This is a genomic window from Pedobacter sp. BG31, from assembly GCF_042464845.1.
In the GTDB taxonomy this organism is placed as follows: domain Bacteria; phylum Bacteroidota; class Bacteroidia; order Sphingobacteriales; family Sphingobacteriaceae; genus Pedobacter; species Pedobacter suwonensis.
In genome coordinates this window covers 12,815-35,969 of sequence record NZ_JBHNZK010000003.1, presented here as the reverse complement: position 1 = coordinate 35,969, position 23,155 = coordinate 12,815, and the positions used below count along the sequence as shown (strand labels likewise).

Here is a 23,155-nt window from a genome sequence, read left to right as displayed (position 1 = left end):
TGGTTAGTTGTTAGGGTTTGACGGTAATTTTAAAGATAAGAGCATCTTTTCCGGCCAGATTGATCGTTTGGTTGTGATGAAGAGACTCCACTTTTCGGGTGATCAGGTTTTCGGCTATATAAGTATCGGTTGGCTTCAAACCAATTCCGGCAAAGTCGATATGAAAAGCTTTTGTAGCATCGCTATAATTAAATATGGCGAGGTATCTTATATTACCAGCCTGTTTTACAAATAATTGCGATGCCGATTTACCCCTGTTGCCTTCTACCGGAACAAATGCCTTTCCATTCTGCAAAACCTTCAATATTTCAGTATTGTTTAATAGACGCTGTGCGGTACCTGCCCATTTTCCGTAAATTGAAAAATCATCGCCGGTAATGCAGGTACCTGTAACAATTGCCGACAAGAACCTGGCAGCATTTTCGCCATCTGACTGATCAGAAAAAACAACATGATCGGCATCGATATAATCATAGAGGTAAGTTTGCCACCAGCCATTACTTACACTGTTTAAAGTATACTCGGTATCTTTAATGGATTTGAAGGCATCGCAGGCAATTCGCCGTACGTGTACATACCGGCCAGAAGCCAGACTTGGAGAGATGGCTGCATAAACCATCATTTTACCATCAAGCTGTTTTAACAAAAACTCCATTCCGGTTTTATAGGCCTGCATCCCTGTTGTTACTTTTGGGTCGAAAAAATGAGCAGACTCTATTGCCGCATGTCCTAAAAAATCAATCTTGATCATTTCGAAACCACATTCTTTAAATTTCTTAATTACGGATGCAATACGCTGCCGCGTGCCGGGGTGTGTAGGATCTAAAGCCCTGGCACCGTCCAGATCATGGTAACCTGCACCAACTTTTGTCCACATCTCGCCAAAAGTGTAATCTGTTCCTTCGGCTTCTCGGTTTCCACCACCCGCAAAACCCCAATCAACAAAGGGCGCCCAATAAATGCCAGGTTTTAATCCTTTTGATTTGGCATAATCAGCAAAGGCTTTAAGTTGGGCGTAATCGCCCGTTAAACCACCTTTTAAAAGCTTATCCCAATACGAATCAAGGTCGATATAGGCTATGCCACCGCTCCTGAACGACTTCAAACTATCGGCAAAAAAATCGACTACCTGCCTGGCCTTTTCTAGCGTAATTCTCTCCTGCATCACGCCCCAGCTGTTCCAGCCTACCGGAGTGGCATTATTCCACTTAAAAACAATGGGAGGTTCAGAAATCCTGTTCAGTTTGGCATAAGTTTCCATGCCCAAACGCCAGTCATCAAAAGCGCCAAAAAATACTTTTGCTGAACTCACCGAATTGCCTTTCAGGTAACCATGTGTCATTTTATCACGGGTAATACTTTCATCCGTAAAACCACAGATCGTTTGTACACTGATCTTTTTATCGACATCCATTGCAGTAATGATACCGGTTTTCCAATCACGGTGTTCAATAGAACCGATCACAAAACCTTTGCGCGACTGATTATGGTATAAAGCCGTAACCTCCGCACTTGGATTGTTCACATTTATATTTAAAGGCACGGTATGATAAGAAATAAAAGTATCGTTATCGAATGGCACGAATAAACTGGTAGGCACATCAGCATATTCCTGATTAATGAGGTTGCCATTTAAAGGGACAATGCGGTTAATGGATAAATCAGTACCAATTAATACCAAATTGATGATGAAATAATTTTTACCATTGTAAGTATAAAACACTTGTTGCATGGCTGGTAAACCAGGCTGCTTCAGCAGAAAAATGTGTTTGAACCCATCGCCAAGTCCATCATGGATAACTTTTTTACTGTAGGTTATATTTTTATAATCCTTCGAGCTAAATAGCTTTTTCTGGTATTCGGCCTGAGAAAAACCTTTTATCAACAGTTGCTTCGCACTTTCTGATACATTGAAGGTACCAGTTTTAAGATTGTAAACTATTTTACCACTCTTACCATAAGGGATAATAACGGCAGATGCCTTCGTAATGCAAAGGAACAACACACTGAAAGTGAAGAGGGCCAGATATCTGAATAAAAATCTAAAAATCATGGGTTGCTAAAGTTTAACTGAAGTTATATTGCTCAATTTTCCATTTATTTTAACTTTCACCTTTTGTGGAATTGCTGAAGCTATTTTGTAAGATGTGATTTTTCCATCTTTCCAGTTCATATCAACAGTAAAGTTACCTCTTGCCTTTAAACCTTTAATTTCGCCGAATGCTTTCCATGCATCCGGAATGGCTGGTAGCAATTCAATAAAACCATCATGACTCTGAATCAGCATTTCTGCAATTGCCGCAGTGGCACCAAAGTTACCATCAATCTGGAACGGTGGTCCGGCTGATAACATATTCGGATAAACACCCCCACCGGCTCCATAGTTGATATCGGTACGTAGAGTGGGCTTTAAAATCTCCCTGAATAGTTTAAATGCCCGGTTCCCATCCTGTAACCTTGCCCAAAATAACTGTTTATAAGCAATCGACCAACTTGGTCCATCGTCTCCCCTAACCTCAAGTGTTTTTTTTGCGGCTTCAGCTAAGGCCGGAGTCGAAGTCGGGCTGATTAAACCAGCCGGATAAACGCCATATAAATGTGAAATGTGACGGTGCTGGGGGTCGGTTTCTTTATAATCCTCTAGCCATTCCTGTATGCGCCCGTCATTACTGATTATGCCCACTGGCGGGATCGATTTTAATTTTTGCTTTAATGAGTCACTAAAGGCAGCATCAAGCTTAAGCAGTTTGGCCGCAGTAATAACATTAGTAAAAAGTTCCCTTACAATCTGGTTATCGATGGTTGGCCCCATTGAAATGCTTGCCGTTTTACCGTTGGGCAGGTAAAACGTATTTTCCGGCGACACGGAAGGAGAAGTAACCAGCCAGCCTGTTTTTGGATCCCTGATTAAAGCACTCTGATAAAATGCCGCAGATCCTTTTAAAACCGGATAAATACTTTTCAGGTATTTTAAATCGCGGCTATAAGCGAAATGGTCCCAAAGGTTGCTGCACAACCAGCCCGAACCGGCATTCGAGGCACCCCATGAAGCACTTTCTCCTGGTTCGGTAAAACCCCAGACGTTGGTAATCACGTGGGCAATCCAGCCATCGGCATTGTAATAAGCCCTGGCAGTTTTTGCTCCATGCCGGGTCAAATTCCTGACCAGTTCGGCTAAAGGAAGATTTAGTTCGGATAAATTGGCTGGCTCAACGGCCCAATGGTTCATCTGTACATTAACATCCAGGTGGTAATCGCCATTCCATGGCGTATTGATCTGGTTGGCCCATAAACCCTGAAGATTGGGTGGCAAAAGTCCGACTCTGGTACTGCTAATGCTTAGATAACGTCCAAATTGAAAAAACAAAGCGCTCAGCGAAATATCATTTTTGTAATCTTTGTAAAAACGATCCAGCCTTACATCCGTTGGTAAGTTAGCCGCTTCCCCTTCACCCAGGTTAATTTTTAAACGGTTAAACAGTTTGCCAAAGTTGGCAATATGCCTGGCCAGTTCTTCAGTATAAGCTTTCTTTTTTGCCTTCTGCAACTCATTTTTTACCCTTAGCTCAAAATCAGCATGTTTGAAGTTGGTTTCGGCAGCAACATAAATGATGATTTCGGTTGCATCTTTTATTTTGAGGATATTGCCATCACTGGTAACCGTGCCATCTTTTAGTTTGGTGGTTACGCGGCTCATATACCTCATACCCTTTCCATCGGTTCCGTTATCCAGCTGTCCGAACATCAACAGTTCATTCCCCTGAGTAGCTATAGTTGCTTTTTCAGGTCTGCTGATGGAAATGTTGCAGTTTAATTTTTTAGGCTGATCGGCAGTAATGCGGATAATCGCGACGTCATCATCAAAGCTGCAATAATACGCTCTTTTGTATCTTATGCCATTGAGTGTAAATGCTGTTGTAGCTACTGCTTTATTCAACGACAAAGTTCTTTGGTAAGCCTCAGGTTTTACGTCTTTAAGGCACGGGTATTCATAATTGAGCTGCAGATTGCCCAATGTTTGATATTTACCCCAGGTTGCCCCCCCGGAGCCCTGCCCCTTACAAACGAAATCGCGGTTGACAAGTTCCTGTGCCTCATCATTCTTCCCTGTTAATATCAACTGCCTGATTTTTGGGAGGCTTTTATAAGCTTCATAATTATTGGCATCCTGTTTCCCTCCGCTCCACAGCGCAATATGGTTCAATACAATATTTTCCTTTGTTATGCCACCATCAGGTGTCATGCCTAATTTACCATTGCCCAGGGGAAGGGTTTCTTCCCAGATTTTAGCAGGTTTATCGTACCAGAGTGACAAAGGTTTTTGCTGGGCAAAGGTATATTCACCTATAAAAAACGAGAGTAGTAAAATAATTATCAGTTGCTTTTTATACATTTTTCATTTGTGTGTTGTTGTACCCGTAATTAAAAAAGGCTTTAACCACAGATGGACATAGATAAGCACGGATTTTATATCTGTGTGCATCCTTTTCATCTGTGGTTAAAAGAATGGATCCGGTCAATTTAGATCGTCATCTCGACTGGAACGCAGTGGAATGGAGAGATCTATCTAGGTAGATTTAGCTTCGCTGAGCACTTCATGGTTCTCGACTTTGCTGCACTCCGCTCGAAAGGACGATCGAGGGTGCTTATCAAACCACATTAATAGAATCCAATTACATTTACTGTTTATTCCAAAACCTGATTTCGCTCATATTACTATAATTGCCATCCCCGGTGGTTACATGTTTAATCCTGATTCGAATATAGCGAATCGGTTTACCGCCGTTATCCAGATCTGTAGTAAAGGCATTTTTACCATCATCAGTCCTGGTCACATCTTTTAAAAGCGTCCAGCCTTTGATCACGGCTTCAGCAGGCCAGCCGCTGTTGCTTGCTGACAAGGTAGTGGTGGCGTTGGTTAAATCTGAAATGCCCCAAACCTCAAAACGATCAGGATTATTACAGCAATCGCGTCCGGTTTCTTCAATGCGGGATAAATTATTGTAGAGCCTGCCCAAATCAAAAGTAATTACATGCGGCATACCACTATTCCCTGCGCTATGAAAAATATTCGGATAACCCTGCGGGCCGACGCTCCCATCCCACAACTTACTGATACTGGTCCCCAATTCGTAGGTCTGTGCATCTCCCGGTAAATGCACTTCAGCAAAAAGTGAACGGTCGCAGAGTACATAAGTGAAAATCTGAGGAAATATCGAAAAATCAGCTACCGGAAATACGTCTAAAGCACCCTTACCCGGAATATACGATGACTTATACAATATGCTGGTTCCTGCTTTATAATCAGTAAGGGTAATGGCGGTATCCTTAGGCAAAAGGATTTTATCAATGCTGGTACCTGAAGTATTGGTGTATCTGACCACAGTATTGATATTAATGGTATCAGGCGTATTAAAATTTAACTGTACTGATCCGTTACTATTCACCACATAAGGATTTGTCGCATTATATGGTCTGTTTAATAAACCTGATTGATATAGTGGACCGAAAACCCTCACATTTCTGGCTTCAATTGGAATTGATTTATGTCCCTGCCCATCATAAGAATAAACGGTAAAGGTGTAAGTATATTCCTTTAAATTCGGGATAATTACTTTCATGGTATCAAGCGGATTATGCGTAGTGGCATTAACAATTACCGAATCTGCATTATTATTCCAATACACTACATATTTGGTCACACTCGGATCAGGACTCGTATTCCACCATAGCCCGGTTCTTAAATTGCCAGGTTTAGTTATAATATTGGCTACACGGCCCGGGTAAACAATTTCGCCATCTTTTAAATACTCTTTAAAGGCAATATCATCTTTGGTACAGCTTATGATTACCATCGCCAACAGCAGTAGCAGACCACTAATTTTATATATACTTTTCATATCTGAAAATTTATCTTCTTAGATTATAATTAACTATCGGGGATCGCCATAAAAGGCCATTTCCATCGCATGTGCAAAGGTACCGTTAGACCAAGTTGTACTCACCGAAAGGCGGATATAACGCACTTTTGGGTTGGCTAGCGGGAAGTTGAAGCTTACCCCTGCTTTTACGAAATCGTTATCGGCTGTTGTATGCGCCACAGGGGTTGCGCCTGATGGTGGATTAGGATAGTTATAATTACCCATATTGATCCAGTCGCCAATTACAGTACCTTCGGGTGCCGATAAAGGAAGCTGCGCATCACGCGGAGCAACAGCATCAGAACCCCATACCGAGAATACTTTCGGATTTCCGTGTCCGTAAGCAAATTTATCACTTCCATCGGGCCTTTCCCATAAAATGAAGCGGCTTAACTTTGCACTCACACCCAAACCAAACGTGGCAATTGCAGGCATTGCTCCGCCTGGAGCGGTATGCCAACCGTTTGAGTTACCATCAGTTTTCCCATCCCATAAATAAGGAAGATCCCAACCATAAGCGATTACACCATCAGTAGGGAGCCTGTATTGAAAAAACTTATTTCTATCCAACAGGGTTTCGAAGAAAGGAGTTATGGTTTTATAAGTCGTATCGGAAATATTCCCAAAATTATCAGTAACATAGTAACCGATTTTTTTAGGCACAGGAGCAAATCCCCTTACAGAATAAGCAATTACACCAGCTTTATCATAATGCTGATCAATTACATCGGAGGTATTATTATCACTTAGGCCAAGCAAAATAATCCCCAGATTACTTTTCGCCGGATTTGTAGCGCTGATTTTAATGCCGCCAAAATCAGGGTCAGCATTAATAGTGGGTTTTGCCAGCAAATATGGCGGAGTATCAGGATTAACCCTCACAACAACAGGATCCGATTTAACTTCTGCTCTGCTTACTGCATACAATGTAACATCATAGCCTTGTTTTTTAGCAAAGCCATCAACCATAATCGAATCAGAATAATAGCTGGATTTAGTTTCCCGGGTGGTTACGCCATTTATTTTATATCGTGCCAGCACATACAAAAGGTTTTTAGAATTTGGCAAAGTATACGTGATATAGGCACCACCGTTAAAATTATCAACTTTAATATTGCTTACTACGCCAGGCTTAGTCATATCTGAAGAAGCAGGATCGTTATAATTTTCCATTTTTTTACAGGCAGTAATACTGGCCAAAACGGAAACGATAAGGGCGAGGTAAATACTATTTTTAATATGTTTCATATCTTTAATCTTTTAAACTACCAGTAAGGATTTTGCACCAGATTAGGATTCACTACCAGATCATAACTTCTAATCGGCCATAAATAATCTTTTAAGCCGAAAACGGGGATAAATTGTGTAGTAGGACGATAATAATTAATGGCTTCGGCATTATTAATGCTCCAACCTTGTATAGGCGCTGTTAAAACTGCCTGAAGTTCTTTCCATCTTCTTAAATCCCAGCCACTCTGGCCTTCAAAACATAGCTCAATTCTCCTCTCCTGGTGTATAATCTGCCTTAAGCCATCTTTGGTATTAAATTTATTCGGATTTTTAGAAAAGTTTGTCCATGCGGATTGTACGCCTTGTAAACCAGCCCTTTGCCTAACTTTATCTATATAAGTAAATACCTCTGCAGTCGGCCCATTTACTTCGTTTAGTGCCTCTGCATAAAGTAAGTACAAACCAGCCAGCCTGATTAAAGGCAGGCGGAACGAAGATGGCTGAAAGCCGTCGTCATAAACCGAAGCATAACTAACCAGTTTTTTTGGCCAATACCCAGTAATGTTCAGCCTGATGTTATCGCTTGGCGCCGCAAGTCCGCTTCCCCTTGCAGAAACATAATACAATGGATTAACCGGATCATCCTGGTTATTCCTGCCATTGCCGAACCAGATACTTCCGTCAAAAGCCATGTCTGCATAAAAGCGTGTTTCTCGTGCAAAGTGACCCTTAATGGTTTCATACCCTTGTTTAATGTAATAACGACTGGCATTATCACCTGTTTTAACCGTGTTCCTACCCGCGTAATCCCACGTTTTATCTTCACTGATCGGCACACCATTAACGGTATAGAAAAGTTCTTGCGTACTTATCGGTGCAGAAAAGGTAGAGGGGTTAGAAAAGTTGTTTACAGCCGATTTTGCCGTAAGCCTTGGTGTAGCAAACCCCTGATAGTTAAACTCCGGGTTTGAGGCCCAGATGATTTCCGAATTCAGTTCCCATTTTTCGGTAACGGCATTCTGTACATCCAACTCTCTTTTTAACGAATCAGATAGTTTACCTACTGTGGTTGGTGATTGAAAGGTGTATAATTTAACGCCCTGTGTTTCTGCCGCAGTAATAGCCGCCTTTGCCGCATCGGCCGCTTTCTTCCATTTCTGCGCATCATAAGCAGCCGGAAATAAACTCAGGCCATCTTTGTCTTTAAAACTGATATAATCAGGATTACCATTAAAAAGCGGACTCGCTGCTGTTGCTAAAACATCAGCTTTAACCGAAAGTGCAATAACACTTGTTACCCTGCCCAATTCTGTTGCCTGACTGCTGATCACAGCAGGTAAACCCGGGATAGCTTCATCCAACAAGGAAACTATATAATCAACCGTTTCGTCAACCGGCGCTCTTTTTACACGCACTTCATCCGTACTGCTGTTAATGGCCAGATTGGTTTTAATTAACGGTATAGGCCCATACATTTTAAAAAGTACATAGTGATAATAGGCTTTTAAAAATTTGGTTTCAGCAATCCAACGCTGTTTTTCGGCAGCACCCAAATCAATCGGTTTATCAATATTTTCGAGCATGATATTACAGATCCGGATTGAACGCCAAAGGCTATAGCTACCTTCACTGCCATCCCATGCATTTAATCCAGGGTTAGCAGCAGTTTGTGTCCCCCTAAGCAGGTTGAAGCCTGTGGGGTTAAAACCCTGATAGTTATCAAGTGTATTCGAATAGATAAGTTCGGATGAAGTGGTAAAACCGGGATTTGAAGCCACATCGTTCATGCGCTGCAGGTAAGCATAACAGGAGTACAAATAATTTTCTGCTTCATTTCTGTTTCTAAATGCATAATCAAGGGTTCCCAAGTTATCAGGTGTGATATCAAGGTACTTTTTACAGGATACAACAGTGAACAACACCGTCATGATGCAACCGAGTGTAAAATATGTTTTTATCTTTTTCATTATAGGGTTACGTTAAGACCAACATTGAATACCTTTTGGATTGGATAGGCAAATCCGTTTCCGCCCTGTTCAGGATCCCACATTTTAAATGGACTCCAGGTTACCAGATTTAAGCCATTAAAATAAATACGGCAAGAATTAAGCTTGATTTTACTGGAGATGCGCTGAGGAAGGGTGTAGCCAAGTTCAACTGATTTTAGTCTCAATAAACGGCCGTTTCTCATCCACCATGTACTGGTTTGCGCATTGTTTTCGAGATCTGCCGCATTTACTGCCAATCTTGGATAAAGCGCATAAAGGTTCTGGTTTTCAGGCGACCAATGGTTGTCTGAAAAATCTTTAAGCAATTGTGTATTGCCATAAATATATTGTTGGTTGCTCGGCACAAAAGGACTCACTTTAGTTGGATCAATAAAAAACGTCATCCTATCCTGTCCGGTAAAAAATGCTGAAAGATCGAAACCTTTATATGAAGAACTGAAACCAAAACCATACACTATTTCCGGCGATTGTGGAAAACCAATGTAGGCTTTATCAGCATCGTCAATTTTACCATCATTATTTAAGTCGCGGTATTTGATATCGCCGGCTCTTGGCGGTTTGCCACCGGTTGAAAAAATCTGGGTAGGCGAATTCTGTACCTCCTTATCATCTACAAATAAGCGTTCGGCAATGTAACCGTAATTTCTGCTGATTGGCTGCCCTGTAGTATAACGGTATGCTTCAGCCCATTGAGGCTCTTCGTAATTGATGTATTTATTTTTGGCAAAAGTTAAGTTAGAACGTACCGCAAAAGAAAAGGCATTTACATTAAACTTATAATCGAGTGATAGATCAATACCTCTTGATCTGGCCTTGCCAATATTCGCGCCGATATCTGGTGAGCCAGTATTGGGATCAATAGCCTCCAAGCCTAATGTACTAGGTACATTTTTACGGATCATATAAATATTATAACGATCGTTATTATATACTTCAGCAATAATATTCATGTTTTTAAAGAGCGTAGCCTCCAAAGCCAGGTTTGTTTGCCGAGAGGTTTCCCAGGTAATATCAGTGTTTTCGTAACTGTTAATGTACACACCAGGACGCGTAACCCCACCATTATAACCAAATTGGGCATAATTACCGCCACCATTCAAGTTTACGTCAGATTGATAAAAAAAGCGTTGCGATCCGATGGCATCGTTACCTACAAGGCCAAAACTTCCTCTCAGTTTTAAGCGGTTAACGACATTGGCGATTCCACCTGTCCAGAATTTCTCGTTCGAAACAATCCACCCTGCACCTATGGTTGGAAAAAAACCAAACCGGTGGTTCTCCGAAAATCTTTCCGATCCGTTATAGCCAAAATTTGTCTCTAAAAAGTAACGGCTTTTGTATGAATAAGTTAAACGTCCTGCCAAACCTAAATTCCGGTAAGGAAGCGAATATTGTAAAGTGCGGACATTCGTTTTAGGATCTTTGGCATTATTATACAGGTTTTGCTGAGCAGTACCAATCAGTGCACCGCTAAAGGTATGATTCTGCCCGAAAGTATGGTCGTAGTTCACAGAAGCCTGTCCGTAAAGGAAAGTGCTGATGTTCGGATCTCCAGGGTAATAGCTTAAGTATTCCTGGGCGATATTGGGTGCCCCGCTGGTTACCGACGAGTTTAACCAGTTTAACACATAAGTGTTGCTTGCTTTATCATATGACCCAACATTGTAGTAAAATGGTGAGTAAGCCATCGACGAATCAAAATAAGAATACCTATTGGTACTAAAAATCGATTTGAACGAAAGACCCTCGGTAAAAAAATCGAGTTTCTGGTTAAGTTCCAATTGTGCCGACATCCGCGATTCCGTTGAGTTTTTATGTCCACGAAGCAATGCAGCATAAGGGTTATTGTATAAAATACTGTTTACCCCCGTACCACCTGTATTTCCAAATAAAATATGCTGTGCGTTTTGATTCGCAGCATCAGCAGGAAAATAAGCGGGGAATAAAACCGGACTGGTGTGCACCGCAATATTATAAAGATCGGTAGAAAAACCTCCATCAGTAGCCAACGGACCATTGTATTCGCTAAAATTACCAGATAAACGCACCACCAGTTCAGTAGTTTTGCCTAAATCAATATTGATGTTGGAACGTAACTGGTAATTACGGAATTTCACGTTATTGTCGTTATTGTTCCGTTCATCCTGGTTAAGCACACCATTATCCAGGTTGTAAGAACCTGCAATGTAATATCTGGCTACGCCACCACCGCCGCTTACGCTCATATTGGCACGCTGCGTGTTGGTCCGCTTTTTGAACAAAAGTCCTAACCAATCAACCGCGGGATAAACATATTCATTATAACCAGGGCTTTTATTAATTGTAGCCTGTGTATTGATAATCTGGTTAGGTGTAAATTTAGGATCCATTCCCCTACCAATAGAAGCTTCATTGAAAAGTTTCATATAGGTAATCGGATCAGCAAGTTCCAGGTTCTGGGTCGATTGCGAAGAAGAATTTTCCAATCGGAAACTGATTTTAGCCTTACCTTCTTTACCAGATTTGGTAGCGACCAAAATAACGCCATTTGCTCCCCTGGCACCATACAAAGCTGTAGCACTGGCATCTTTAAGGATCGAAAAACTTTCGATATCATCAACCTGTAAACGTGCAAGATCAGAACTGGTTAACTCAACATTATCGATCAGGATAAGGGGATCCTGTTTATAACCGAAAGTTGTTACCCCACGGATGAAGAACTGTGAGTTATCCTGTCCGGGCTGACCGCTGCGCTGATAACCGATTACACCCGCTATCTGACCAGAAAGCGCATTGGTTAAATTGCTGGAAGGTATTTTAAGGTTGCCCACTTTTACCGTGGTAACTGAACCTACTAAAGCTTCTTTACGCTGTTTTTGCCCCAAAGCAGTAATCACGACCTCTTCAGACAGCATATTTTCTTCGGTTAACCTGACGTTGACTACATTGGCCGTACCAACAGTTATCCTTTGTTCCCGGTAACCTACATAAGAAAACCGAAGTACCTCGCCGGAGGCTACATCAAGCACAAACTTTCCGTTATTATCCGTCTGTGTACCTACGTTAACCTTATTCACTACGGCTACGGTTACGCCGGACAGCCCGGCCCCTAATGTATCAGTAACCTTACCCGTAATGGTTTTCCTTACAGCCTGAGAATATCCCTTTTCGGGCACTAAAATCAGTAAAAATACGAGCAGCGAACCTATTGTTACCAATGCGTTTCTTACCCTGCCAGACACCGAAAGGTGCCGGTAAAACAAAAATAATTGCTTCATTTGCTAATCAGCTTTTAAATGATGAATTAAAAAATTGTAGATAGATGTTGATCGGCAGGAATTATGCCTGCACAAGATCATGTAAACCTGCCGGCCATGCTTTAACTACCGAAAGAAGGGTTTGCATTGCTGCACAATAAATGGTAAAATTTCTCATATTTTAGGATTATTTGGTTAATGAAAACTAGTTCAGCTACAGGAATGGTTTAATGTTGTTCATTTCCATTTTAAAGAACAATACGAATTAAATGGCCGCAGACCAACTATACTATCCTATACTATCCTAGTATTTCCGAATGCAATTATAAAACAAAATATTTAACAATCCAAATGGCATAATAAGAATATATAAACAACTGAAATACAGTGCTAAGCGAGCAGATAGGGAGAGAAAATTAAAAAGACAAGTGCCATCATAAAAATGAGTATCATATGATAGTAGTATCTATTCCGCCAGGGAATAATCTCAATTTTATGAGCAAGTAACAAATGGTAGGCATTTTGATTAGGGTATAATTTCGAAATGCCCAGCATCAATAAAACCGTAATGATAAATATGATGGCCAGGGTGTGAAGATAATGCAGATGGATGGAAAACACCCACTCGCTCATTACATAACAAAAAATAAAGAAAATCATTCCGATTTTTGCGGCAACGGGCGGCATCTTTTTTGTAATAAAACCAATAAAGATGATGGTAAAAATCGGCAGGCTAAAAATAGCACTGATTTTCTGCAAATACTCATAAAAACCATGTTTGGAAAAAATAATAAAAGGCGCAAAAAACACCGCAAACAATGATACCGAAATTTGAAACAGGCGTCCGGTCCGCAGTAAACTTTTATCAGTTAAAACCCGGCCCTTTCTCTCCATAAAAGGCTTATATAAATTAAGCAAAAACAAGGTACTTGAACTGTTCAGGCCTGCATTAAAGGTGGTAATGGCCGCACCAAAAAGCACACAGGCTGATAAGCCCATTAAAACAGGTGGCAATACATCCTTGATCAATAAGGGAAATACCTGGTTGGTATTGGTTAAGACCGGATATAAATGAACCGCAATTAAACCGGGAATATTGATCAGCAAGGGGCAGAGTAATTTGGCAAAGCAGGTTAATGCAATTCCTTTCTGGCCCTCCGCTAAACTTTTGGCCGCCAGTACCTGCTGAATTATATACTGCTCCATGCCCCAGTAATAAAGATTTACAATGAGCATGCCGGTAAATAGCGTAGAAAAAGGAACAGCATCCTGATTACTGCCAATAGCATTGAGGTGTTCTTTTTTGGTAGAAAGCACCGTTGAAAGTCCGTTGAAAAAATCGCCTTTCCCAAGGTAACGTAATCCATAATATGGCAACGCGATTATGAGTACCAACATGCCGGCACTCAACACCGTATCAGAAATGGTAATGGCCTTAAAACCACCCACAATGGTATAAACGGAACCGATTAATCCCATTATCCATACAAATATCCAGATACTCTCCCAATAAGAAAGGTGAAAACGGGAAAGATCGATCAGGTTGCTAAACGCAACTGCACCACCATACAGTACTGAGGGCAGCAGGTTAATGATATAACTAAAAAGAAAAATCACCGAAACGAGTGTTTTGGTCTGTTTATCGTAACGTTTCTCCAGAAAATCGGGAATGGTGCGGATACCGGTTTTAAAATAAATGGGAATGAAAAATTCTGAAACAATAATCATAGCCAGAATAGATGAAATCCCCCAGCCAATTACCGACATGTTATTGATGTAAACCGATTCGTTTTCGCCGATAAACTGATTGGCGCTGATGTTGCTGAAAAACAATGAAGCACCAATAATAATGAAGCCGTTGGTTCGGTTGGCAAAGAAAAAACCATTGACGGTTGAGCGCTGCGCCTTCCGGGTTTTGAAGTAAGAAATCATGGCGGCCAATACCGTGAACAAGATAAAACTGATAATGGCTAAGGTTCCCACGGGATGGTATTAAAGTGAATTCCTTCTGATCAGTTTATTCTCCATTACCTGCTTAATGGGCTTGAGGCTAAGTACAAACTCGGCGGCCAGGCGGCCCATGTGTGCAAAATCTATAGAAAAGGTGGTAATCCCATCAAAAATGATCTCTTTAACATTATCATCATTGTGTGAAAGGATCCCCAGATCCCTGCCCACTTTTAGCCCTTTTACCTTGGTATCCTTTAACATTTCCCAAAGTTCGAGGTTGTGTATGGTAAAATAAACCTTATCGGGTGCAATACTCCCGGACTCGTAACTGTTTTTAATCACCCCGTTAATGTTAAATTCCTTAATAAAGCGCTTAAAAGAAGTCAATACTTCGCTTGGTTCGGCAGATGATGGTTTAAAAAAGAAAACAAATTCTGAAAATTCCTTAATTCTTGGTGCCAGTTCTAAAAAAGCATTGTAAGAAGCCTTTTCAAATTCCTGAACAATGTAGGAATACTCACCTTTCAGTTTTACATAACGGTCAACGATCAACAGTTTTTCTTTTGGCAACTGTTCCAGTACATCTTTAGCCTCTTTACTTTCTATTGGTGCAATTACATATAAGCCGTATTGCCCCTTATTGCTGTTGATGATGGATTCAAAAACATTAAAATTATTATGGTGGAAATATACATCAACCTGGATGTTATCGCCTAAATGATTACGGAAATTCTGGTAAAAAGTTTCCTGAAAGGTATCGAAAGCGTAAATCAGTAAACATACTTTAAGGTGCTGTTCGGTATCATCAGTGGCTACAAAATAGCCCATCCTATTTTTAGACTCTAAAATACCCCTGTTAATCAAATCTTTATACGCTTTACCAATGGTTTCTTTGGCAAAGCCGGTTTCGCGCATCATTTCGTTAACCGAAGGCAACATATCGCCTTTGGTAATTAATTTATGATTAAGGCTATTGATAATTCCCTGCACAAGCTGTTCGTGTTTCGAGAAAGAATTTATGATGCTCAAATCTTTAATTTCATTGAACAGCTTTTCCTTATTCATGTAGCGATATTTGGTTTAATCGATTTATACGCAGTTAATTTGCCCGAAATATATAAATTTAATGGAGATAATTGATAAAAATTTAAGAATGATCGCCCATTCTACTTTATTGTCATCATTAGCTGCTTCACCAACAGAAATTATTTAAGCATTAGTGATCTGCCACATGGTAACATCCGGCAGCACCTAAACAACAGTTATTTAGCATTGGCTAAAACTTTTAGCGACGTCAAAATGTTATTTAAAAAAACAGAAAAGAACATGGGAATTTTAAGAACAGCCATTATTGGCGCAGCAGTATATGCAGGCGTAAAATATATCACGAAAAAAGATCCAATTACCGGACAATCAATCGTTGACGAATTATTAGATCGTGCTCCACAGTGGGCCGACAAAGCAAAAGGTTATACTGAAGACCTGAAAAGCAGGGTAAGTAACGCCGCTGAAGATTTGGCGAGATGAATACCTGAGAAAAATAAGGAGCCCGAAGAGGCTAAATATTTATTTCTCTGATCAAAAAGAGAGGTGGTATCATAATTTTTAATTTCACCTCTATTTTGTCATGTTGAGCCTGTCAAAACGCCTTGAAAACATTTAAGACAAGGTCCTTCGACAAGCTCAGGATGACATTTCACTTATGATACAGTCTCTTTTTGTTTTAGTGTCATGTTAACATCCGACACCACGGATCGGGTGAGATTTCGGGATTAAAAAGCATCAAACCAAAGTTTGGTGGTTAATAAGTCTGCTCCCTGACTGCTTACCGCATTTTTATAATTCTGCCCGTTTAACGATTGCTCTGTTCCGGGGTAGATAAAACGTACAGGAATTTTACCATTCAACACCGTATTTACAGAGGCCGTTAACTGTGGATAATCCAACCTTCTCTGCTCTGCCCAGGCTTCTAATCCCTGACCAAATAAGGCTATCCATTTTTGCTCTCCAATTGATTTTTTATAATTCGCAGCATTATAAACTACTCCAGATTGCCTGATGTAATCTTCAACTACAGTGCCACCAATATTATACTGTAAAAAAGATGCCCTGATGGCCTGCTTGTATAAATCGTCAGCATCTTCGGCAGTGAAACCTCTTGCTGCTGCCTCTGCCCTATCAAAAAGCAATTCTGCATAACTAAAAATTATCGCCGGAGCCTTGGCATCTAAAAAGTAAACACCAGGTTTAGAAGAATTTGCCAAACCTATTGCACTTGCTTCAGAGTTGGTAGAACCATTTGGAATCCCCACATAAACCTGCGGCGTAACGTTTTCCGTTTTACTGGCATAAACGGGTAACCTTGGGTCGTTCAGTGAAAACAGTTTATCAACAATGGTTTTACTGATCCGGTAATCATTTCTGGTTTCGAATGAAGCCGCTACCGGGTTCTGCTGAGGCGATACATCATATTTAAATATGGCATTTTCTGAATTGCTGCTGATGTAAGCACCGCCTTCTGCCTGTATTTCATCAATCACCTGTTTGGCTTTAGAAGGATCTTTATCTGCAATACGCAAGGCGATACGAAGCCTCAATGAATTGGCAAACTTTTTCCATGAGGCAATATTGTTGCTATAAATCACATCACCGGCAATCACCTTTCCTGCGGGGTCTAGAGCCGCTTGCGCCGATTTCAAATCGCTTAAAATACCATAATAAACATCTTTTTGTTTATCGTAAACCGGGGTAACAAACTGTTTTATTTTCCCTGCCTGCGAGTAGGGAACATCGCCATAAGCATCCGTAAGCAATAGAAATGTCCATGATCTTAAGATAAGTGCAACACCTTTATAGTTCGAATTTCCCTGTGCATCTCCCAATTCGATAATTTTATTAAAACCGGCAATACTTTGGGCATAGCCTGTTGACCATAGTGCGGTAAAACTACTGTTTGAGTAAATAAAACGGTCTTCTTCTGTATACTGTACCTTGGCCCATTGCTGCGCAAACAGCAAACTGGAATTCATGTTATTGGTTACGCCCCAATAGGTATCTGCTGTTGCCTTGGTAGTTCCGGTAAGCAGATAATCTGGCTGCGCAATTTCTGGTGCATTGGGGTTGATATTCACCTCATCCAGCTCTTTTTTGCATGATACAAAGGCAATTGCCAAAATGGCCAGTATATATAGTTTTTTATTTTTCATGATGGAAATATTTTAAAATTTAACATTGAGGTTGATACCATAACTGCGGGTGCTTGGATTTGATAAGCTCTCTAAACCCTGACCATTACCAGTATTAAAGGCCACTTCAGGGTCGATATCAACCGTATTGCGATGGATAATCCACAGGTTACGGCCAACAAGCGATACCGAAACGCCTTGTAAACTTAACGGACGAAGCCATTTGGCAGGCAGGTTATAGCTTAATTTCACCTCACGGAGTTTTACATAAGACGCATCGAAAATATTTGCTTCATCTATATTTCTAAAGGTTTTGTAATACTGTTGAGCGGGTAATATCTTCTCGTTACGCTTGCCATCAGCGGTTATGCCATCAAAAATAATCCCGTCATCATACACCGTAACACCTGCAGGGGCGGTTCCGGTTAACCTCACTGTTCCATTGGCTTTATTGTTACCGGGATAATAATAGGAAATACCGCCATATTCAGCTGCCCTTCCCGGAAGTGTGGAAGCCAAAACGCCGGTATAAGTTCCTGTGGCGTAAGTTCCATTGTAAATAGAACCGCCAAAACTGGCATCAACCAATACGCCTAAACTGATACCTTTATAACTAAAAGTATTGTAAACGCCCCCAATCCAATCCGGCGTGTATTTGCCCAACACCTGCTTGGTTGGATTAGTGGCAGGCGCGCCTGTAGCGTTAACAATGATATTGCCATTGCCATCTCTCAAAAAAGCTGTCCCGAACAACGATCCATAAGGCTGACCTACCGTTGCAATTACCTGGGCCGAATTTGTGGCTACTACATAATTGGTCAGCAGTTTTTCAGCATCCAGCTCAATTACACGACTCCTGTTTGCTGCAAAATTGAAATCAACATCCCAGGTAAAGGCTTTTTCAACTGGGGTGATGCCCAATTGTGCTTCGATACCTTTGTTATTGATTTTTCCGGCATTCAATAATTTCGAGCTGAAACCTGTACTCTGGCTCACATCGGCTGCTAAAATCTGGTTGTAACTATTGGTGTTATAAGCACTTAAATCAAATCGTAATCTTTTATTCAAGAAAACCGCTTCAAGCCCAAGTTCTGTAGAAGTAGTGGTTTCTGGCTTTAAGTTAGGATTCAGGTCTATAGAACCTGTGGTAAGCTGAGGATTGCCATAAAACGGCGCACTAAATACATAAGTGTTGATTAAACGGTAAGGATCTGCATCTTTACCCACTTTAGACCAACCACCCCGTATTTTTAAATAGTTAAGGGCTTCGCTTTTGATATCAAAAGCCTCTGTTGCTACAAAGCTGCCATTAAATGAAGGATAAAAATATGACCTGTTTTGTGCAGGCAAAGTAGAAGACCAGTCATTACGCGCCGTGATGTTGGCAAAAAGGTAATTTCTGAAGCCGATCTGTCCGGAAGCATAAACACTATACGATTTTAAACGTGATAAATTATTGGAAGAAACCAGGGGATCGCGAGAGTTTTTCAGGTTGTATAGCCCTGCAATGGCCAGTTTAGGCGCGCTCTGGTCGTTTTGCTCGATGTACTGTCTACGGATATTGCCACCTCCCAATAATTCTAAGCTAAAATCTTCATTTAATTGTTTATTGAAGTTTAATGTTGCGTCGGTGTTATTTTCGTTTACGGTAAAAGCACTTTCGGTATAAGAACCAAAAGGTGTTCCATTGGTACCATAGGCGATTCTAACCTTACGCCTGTCATTGTAGTAATCCGTTCCAGATCTGAAATTGAAATCAAGTCCATCGATAATTTTATAATTAAGCGCTAAACTCCCAATAATCCGATTACGGTTTTGCGACACCGTATTTTCATAAGCTACCCAATATGGATTGCTATAATAGCTATTGTTCCAGTTGAATGTTTTTCCATTTTCATCCAGATAGTTTTTCAGCTGGTTAATATCCACCTGGCGGCCAAACCAGGTAAATTGCAACATGGTACTGGTTGATCTTGAACCGCCTGTACCCGGCAAATTATCAGAACTCAACTTGCTGTAATTTGCATTAGCCGTTAAAGTTAGTTTTGGTGTTATTTTTAAAGAGGTATTTAATACGAATGAATTTTTGCCCTGTCCGGAATTAGGCACAATCCCAACCTGTTTCAGGTTATTGTAAGCAATACGGTAATCATATTTTTCGCCTGCATCTGCAACAGATATACTATTATTTAGCGAATACCCTGTTTGAAAGAAATCGCGGACATTATCAGGATGGGCTACGAACGGAACCGCTACACCTTTTGAAAAAAACTGTGGAATTAATCTGCCGTCCATTTTTGGCCCCCAGCTCTCATCTACCCCATCATTAATGCCTTTACCAGCACCATCCACATAACTGAACTTACCTTCCGATCCCTGTCCAAAAGCATTTTGATAAACCGGCAGGGTAAGCAAAGTTTCCAGTACGGCATTGGAGTTAACCTCAATGCCCAATCCTTTTTTCGATTTACCAGTTTTAGTTTTGATAAGAATTACCCCTGCGGCAGCCCTCGAACCGTATAATGCTGCTGCGTTTGGTCCTTTTAATACACTAATTGATTCAATATCCTCTGGATTGATATCTGAGATGGCATTTGCATAATCCCTTGCACCTGCAGAATTTAACTGCGAGTTATCTACCGGAATCCCATCAACCACAAATAAGGGCTGGTTATTTCCAGCTATAGAGGTTTCCCCTCTGATGACCACACGTGATGAGCCCATGCTCCCCTGACTATTGGTTACCCTAACTCCAGCTATTTTTCCAGCCAGTGCATTGACCAGGTTAGATTCTTTAGCTTCAGACAAATCTTGTCCTTTTAACTCCTGAACAGCATACCCGAGTGATTTTTTCTCTCTGGAAATACCTAAAGCTGTAACCACCACTTCATCTAACGCATTATCGCTCGATTGAAGAATAACTGAAATTGGCCCGTTTTTACTGATCTGTATTTCCTGGGTTTTAAAACCTATGTATGAAAATACTAATGTGCCCTTTTCAGGTGCATTTATCGAAAAAGCACCCTTGGCATCAGAGATGGTGGTTTGTTTGGTTTCTTTGACGAATATGGAAACACCAGGCAGTGTTTCTCCATCTGCTGATTTTACTGTTCCTGTTATGGCGGTATTTTGAGCAAATCCCGGTTGTACAGCAAAGAGCAGTAAAATAAATGCTATTGATTTTAAAAGTCTGATCATGAATATGTTTAATAATTAGTTAATAGATAAAATTTGGGCAAAACGATTCCTAACGGTGAATCACCGTCTTTTATTAAAAAATAAAATGGAATGGTTAGATCAAAAACGCCTGTTAAAATGGAACCATCCTAACAGGACTGGCGCATTCGTAAGTATGCAGAAAGGTTTACAAAAAGTGATGCAGCTCGTCTGTTTTTTTCCATTTGAATGATTTTGTTTAATACATATTTCACTTTCAAGAAAGCATTGAGGCAACAAAAAAGCACCCCCTTAAATCAGAAGTGCTCCGTATATTTTAGATAAGGATTACGCAAACAACTGACTTAACTACCCCGGATTCATCCGGGATGGAATTAGCACCATTTCTAAAAATTAGATGGTTGCTAAGGCTTCACTGGGCCATTCCCTCCGCCTTTCTTGATAAGTATTTTAAAATAACTGGGGCAAAGGTATAATTAATTCCATTTATCCTATAGTTTTTATAGATATTTATTAAAATATTTTTTCTTTGACTATTCCATCCGTATATTTGTCGACTAAATTAGTAGATTAACATACATCCCAATGAATATAAAAACCTTATTAACTGCTGCACTGGCCATATCAACCTCCATAACCTTTGCTCAGGATCAGGCAGTTTTAGCCAATAACCAACAGGCAAAGGCCAAAGAAAAAAAAACAAAGGCATTCGTTGCGCTGGGCAACTGGCGCGGTGTGGCGAAAGTAAAGGAGGGACTCGAAATTCCTTTCAATTTTGAGATCAATGAAAAAGGCGGTCAGCAGAAATTGTATTTCCGCAATGCGGAAGAAAGTTTTGAAGGTGGTGTGGTCAAACGAACAGCCGATTCGATTTTTGTTAAACTGGATCAGTTTGATAACGAACTGGCATTTGCAATAGATGGCGATCGGTTAACAGGAGCTTTACGCAAACAGGATAAATCCGGAAAACCATTAATCATTGATGCCGAACGCGAACACTATCGTTTTAAAGCAGACAGACCTGCATCAGCCGACTATTCAGGAAGCTATGATGTAATTTTTACCGCTCCAAATGGAAAAGAAGAAAAAACAGTAGGCCTGTTTAAACAAACAGGAAACAAACTAACCGGAACTTTCCTCCGTGTAACCGGTGATTCGCGCTATCTTGAAGGTATTGTAGAGGGCAATGGATTTCAGCTTTCAAGTTTCATCGGCTCCTCTCCTGCTTACTACAAAGGAACTTTCGGGGCAGATGGTACTTTAAACGGTGAGGTTTTAAGCGCAAGAGGCAGCCAGCCTTTTAGCGGGAACAAAAATAAAGATGCAGCCCTGCCTGATCCTTATCAACTCACCTACCTGAAAAAAGGATACAAAACGCTCGATTTCAGTTTCCCTGATGTAAATGGTAATAAGATTTCGTTAAAGGATGAAAAATACAAAAACAAAGTAGTGATTTTAACCATTACAGGAAGCTGGTGTCCTAACTGCGTTGATGAAGCTACTTTTATGGCTCCATGGTATAAAAAGAATAAAAACCGCGGCATAGAAATTATCGGTTTGCATTACGAGCGTTCTACTGAACCTGAATATGCCAAAAAAGTAATGGGCCGTTTCCGAGAACGGTTTGGTATCGAATACGATCAGGTTTTGGCCGGAACAGCCGATAAACAGGCAGTATCTGAATCATTGCCTGCACTTGATTCTTTTTTATCTTTTCCAACCACCATTATAATCGATAAACAGGGAAATGTGGCCCAAATCCATACCGGTTTCAACGGTCCGGCTACTGGTAAATTTTATGATGAATTTGTGAAAGAATTCAATACTGAAATTGATGCGCTGTTGAAGAAATAAGCATCATAATTCACTTCCTATATGCCATTCTGGACGAAGTGTAGAATCTTTTAATATAAAATATTAACATTGGTCGGTGAGATACCGACCAATAAAAGAAATTAATAGAATGTTCGTCATTGCGAGAAGGCTTTTTCAGCCGACGAAGCAATCTTTTTAATAAGGATAGCCACTAACTTGAAAGATTTCTTCGGCACTCCTTTACTCAGAACGATTTTTGAGATTTAGATCATTTTTTGGAAAGCAGTTGTAGTGCCTTTCGGTACCGGCAGTCCTTCTTTCCGCTTCTATCTTTTTGCTAGACATACCTCTATAATAAAAAACCGCTGCAACAAAAAGGATAGCCGCTGCAAAAAGGTTTATTAACAATGGTCTGTACAGGAAACAAAACAACGTTTCATACTTTGTTGGTTTGTTCTTAGCACTAACCGCGTCTTTAGCCCCCGGCGAAGTGGCATACCTGAAGCGGCGCGGGGGGATATAGCGAAGCACGGGAACAATCTTTAATCGTCGCGAATGGCCCTGCGCTCCAAAAAATGCATCATTATTTCTATTTAAACATTGGTCGGTGAGGCAACAAATAGGAAAACCCC

Annotated in this window: 12 protein-coding genes and 1 riboswitch; of the genes, 2 read left to right on the top strand and 10 right to left on the bottom strand. The window is 40.6% G+C overall.

Annotated elements, in window-relative coordinates:
• Positions 1 to 10 precede the first annotated feature (10 nt).
• From ACFE6N_RS05280 to ACFE6N_RS05245, 8 genes are all read right to left on the bottom strand, one after another.
• Positions 11 to 2,053 carry an alpha-galactosidase gene (locus ACFE6N_RS05280; RefSeq protein WP_378934522.1) on the bottom strand — a complete coding sequence of 681 codons (2,043 nt, stop codon included), beginning with the start codon at positions 2,051 to 2,053 and terminating at the stop codon, positions 11 to 13.
• A 6-nt stretch (positions 2,054 to 2,059) separates the two neighbouring features.
• Positions 2,060 to 4,393, bottom strand: coding sequence for a glycosyl hydrolase family 95 catalytic domain-containing protein (locus tag ACFE6N_RS05275; RefSeq protein ID WP_378934520.1), 2,334 nt, complete (start codon positions 4,391 to 4,393; stop codon positions 2,060 to 2,062).
• 286 nt (positions 4,394 to 4,679) lie between these two features.
• Positions 4,680 to 5,900: a DUF4998 domain-containing protein gene (locus ACFE6N_RS05270; protein WP_378934518.1), complete on the bottom strand. Its 1,221-nt coding sequence runs from the start codon at positions 5,898 to 5,900 to the stop codon at positions 4,680 to 4,682.
• Between the two features lie 33 nt (positions 5,901 to 5,933).
• A complete protein-coding gene (locus ACFE6N_RS05265) occupies positions 5,934 to 7,169 on the bottom strand; it encodes a DUF5000 domain-containing lipoprotein (protein WP_378934516.1) in 1,236 nt (411 codons plus the stop codon).
• Between the two features lie 17 nt (positions 7,170 to 7,186).
• A complete protein-coding gene (locus ACFE6N_RS05260; protein WP_378934514.1) occupies positions 7,187 to 9,118 on the bottom strand; it encodes a RagB/SusD family nutrient uptake outer membrane protein in 1,932 nt (643 codons plus the stop codon).
• Entirely contained in the window at positions 9,118 to 12,417 is a 3,300-nt protein-coding gene (locus ACFE6N_RS05255) for a SusC/RagA family TonB-linked outer membrane protein (protein ID WP_378934512.1), read from the bottom strand. The genes ACFE6N_RS05260 and ACFE6N_RS05255 overlap by 1 nt, the downstream gene beginning before the upstream one ends.
• A gap of 369 nt (positions 12,418 to 12,786) precedes the next feature.
• Entirely contained in the window at positions 12,787 to 14,379 is a 1,593-nt protein-coding gene (locus tag ACFE6N_RS05250; RefSeq protein ID WP_378934510.1) for a solute:sodium symporter family transporter, read from the bottom strand.
• A 9-nt stretch (positions 14,380 to 14,388) separates the two neighbouring features.
• On the bottom strand, positions 14,389 to 15,411 hold the full coding sequence (locus ACFE6N_RS05245) for a GntR family transcriptional regulator (RefSeq protein ID WP_378934508.1): 1,023 nt from the start codon (positions 15,409 to 15,411) through the stop codon (positions 14,389 to 14,391).
• Positions 15,412 to 15,645: 234 nt separating this feature from the next.
• On the opposite strand from ACFE6N_RS05245, the gene ACFE6N_RS05240 reads away from it, so the two are divergent.
• On the top strand, positions 15,646 to 15,873 hold the full coding sequence (locus ACFE6N_RS05240) for a YtxH domain-containing protein (RefSeq protein ID WP_378934506.1): 228 nt from the start codon (positions 15,646 to 15,648) through the stop codon (positions 15,871 to 15,873).
• A 245-nt stretch (positions 15,874 to 16,118) separates the two neighbouring features.
• Here ACFE6N_RS05240 and ACFE6N_RS05235 read toward each other — a convergent pair whose 3' ends face one another.
• Positions 16,119 to 17,552: a SusD/RagB family nutrient-binding outer membrane lipoprotein gene (locus tag ACFE6N_RS05235; RefSeq protein ID WP_378934504.1), complete on the bottom strand. Its 1,434-nt coding sequence runs from the start codon at positions 17,550 to 17,552 to the stop codon at positions 16,119 to 16,121.
• Between the two features lie 12 nt (positions 17,553 to 17,564).
• A complete protein-coding gene (locus tag ACFE6N_RS05230; RefSeq protein ID WP_378934502.1) occupies positions 17,565 to 20,729 on the bottom strand; it encodes a SusC/RagA family TonB-linked outer membrane protein in 3,165 nt (1,054 codons plus the stop codon).
• Between the two features lie 320 nt (positions 20,730 to 21,049).
• Positions 21,050 to 21,156, bottom strand: a riboswitch (SAM riboswitch).
• 137 nt (positions 21,157 to 21,293) lie between these two features.
• Here ACFE6N_RS05230 and ACFE6N_RS05225 point away from each other — a divergent pair.
• Positions 21,294 to 22,562 (top strand): peroxiredoxin family protein, encoded by a 1,269-nt coding sequence (locus ACFE6N_RS05225; RefSeq protein ID WP_378934500.1) that lies wholly within the window; start codon positions 21,294 to 21,296, stop codon positions 22,560 to 22,562.
• Positions 22,563 to 23,155 lie beyond the last annotated feature (593 nt).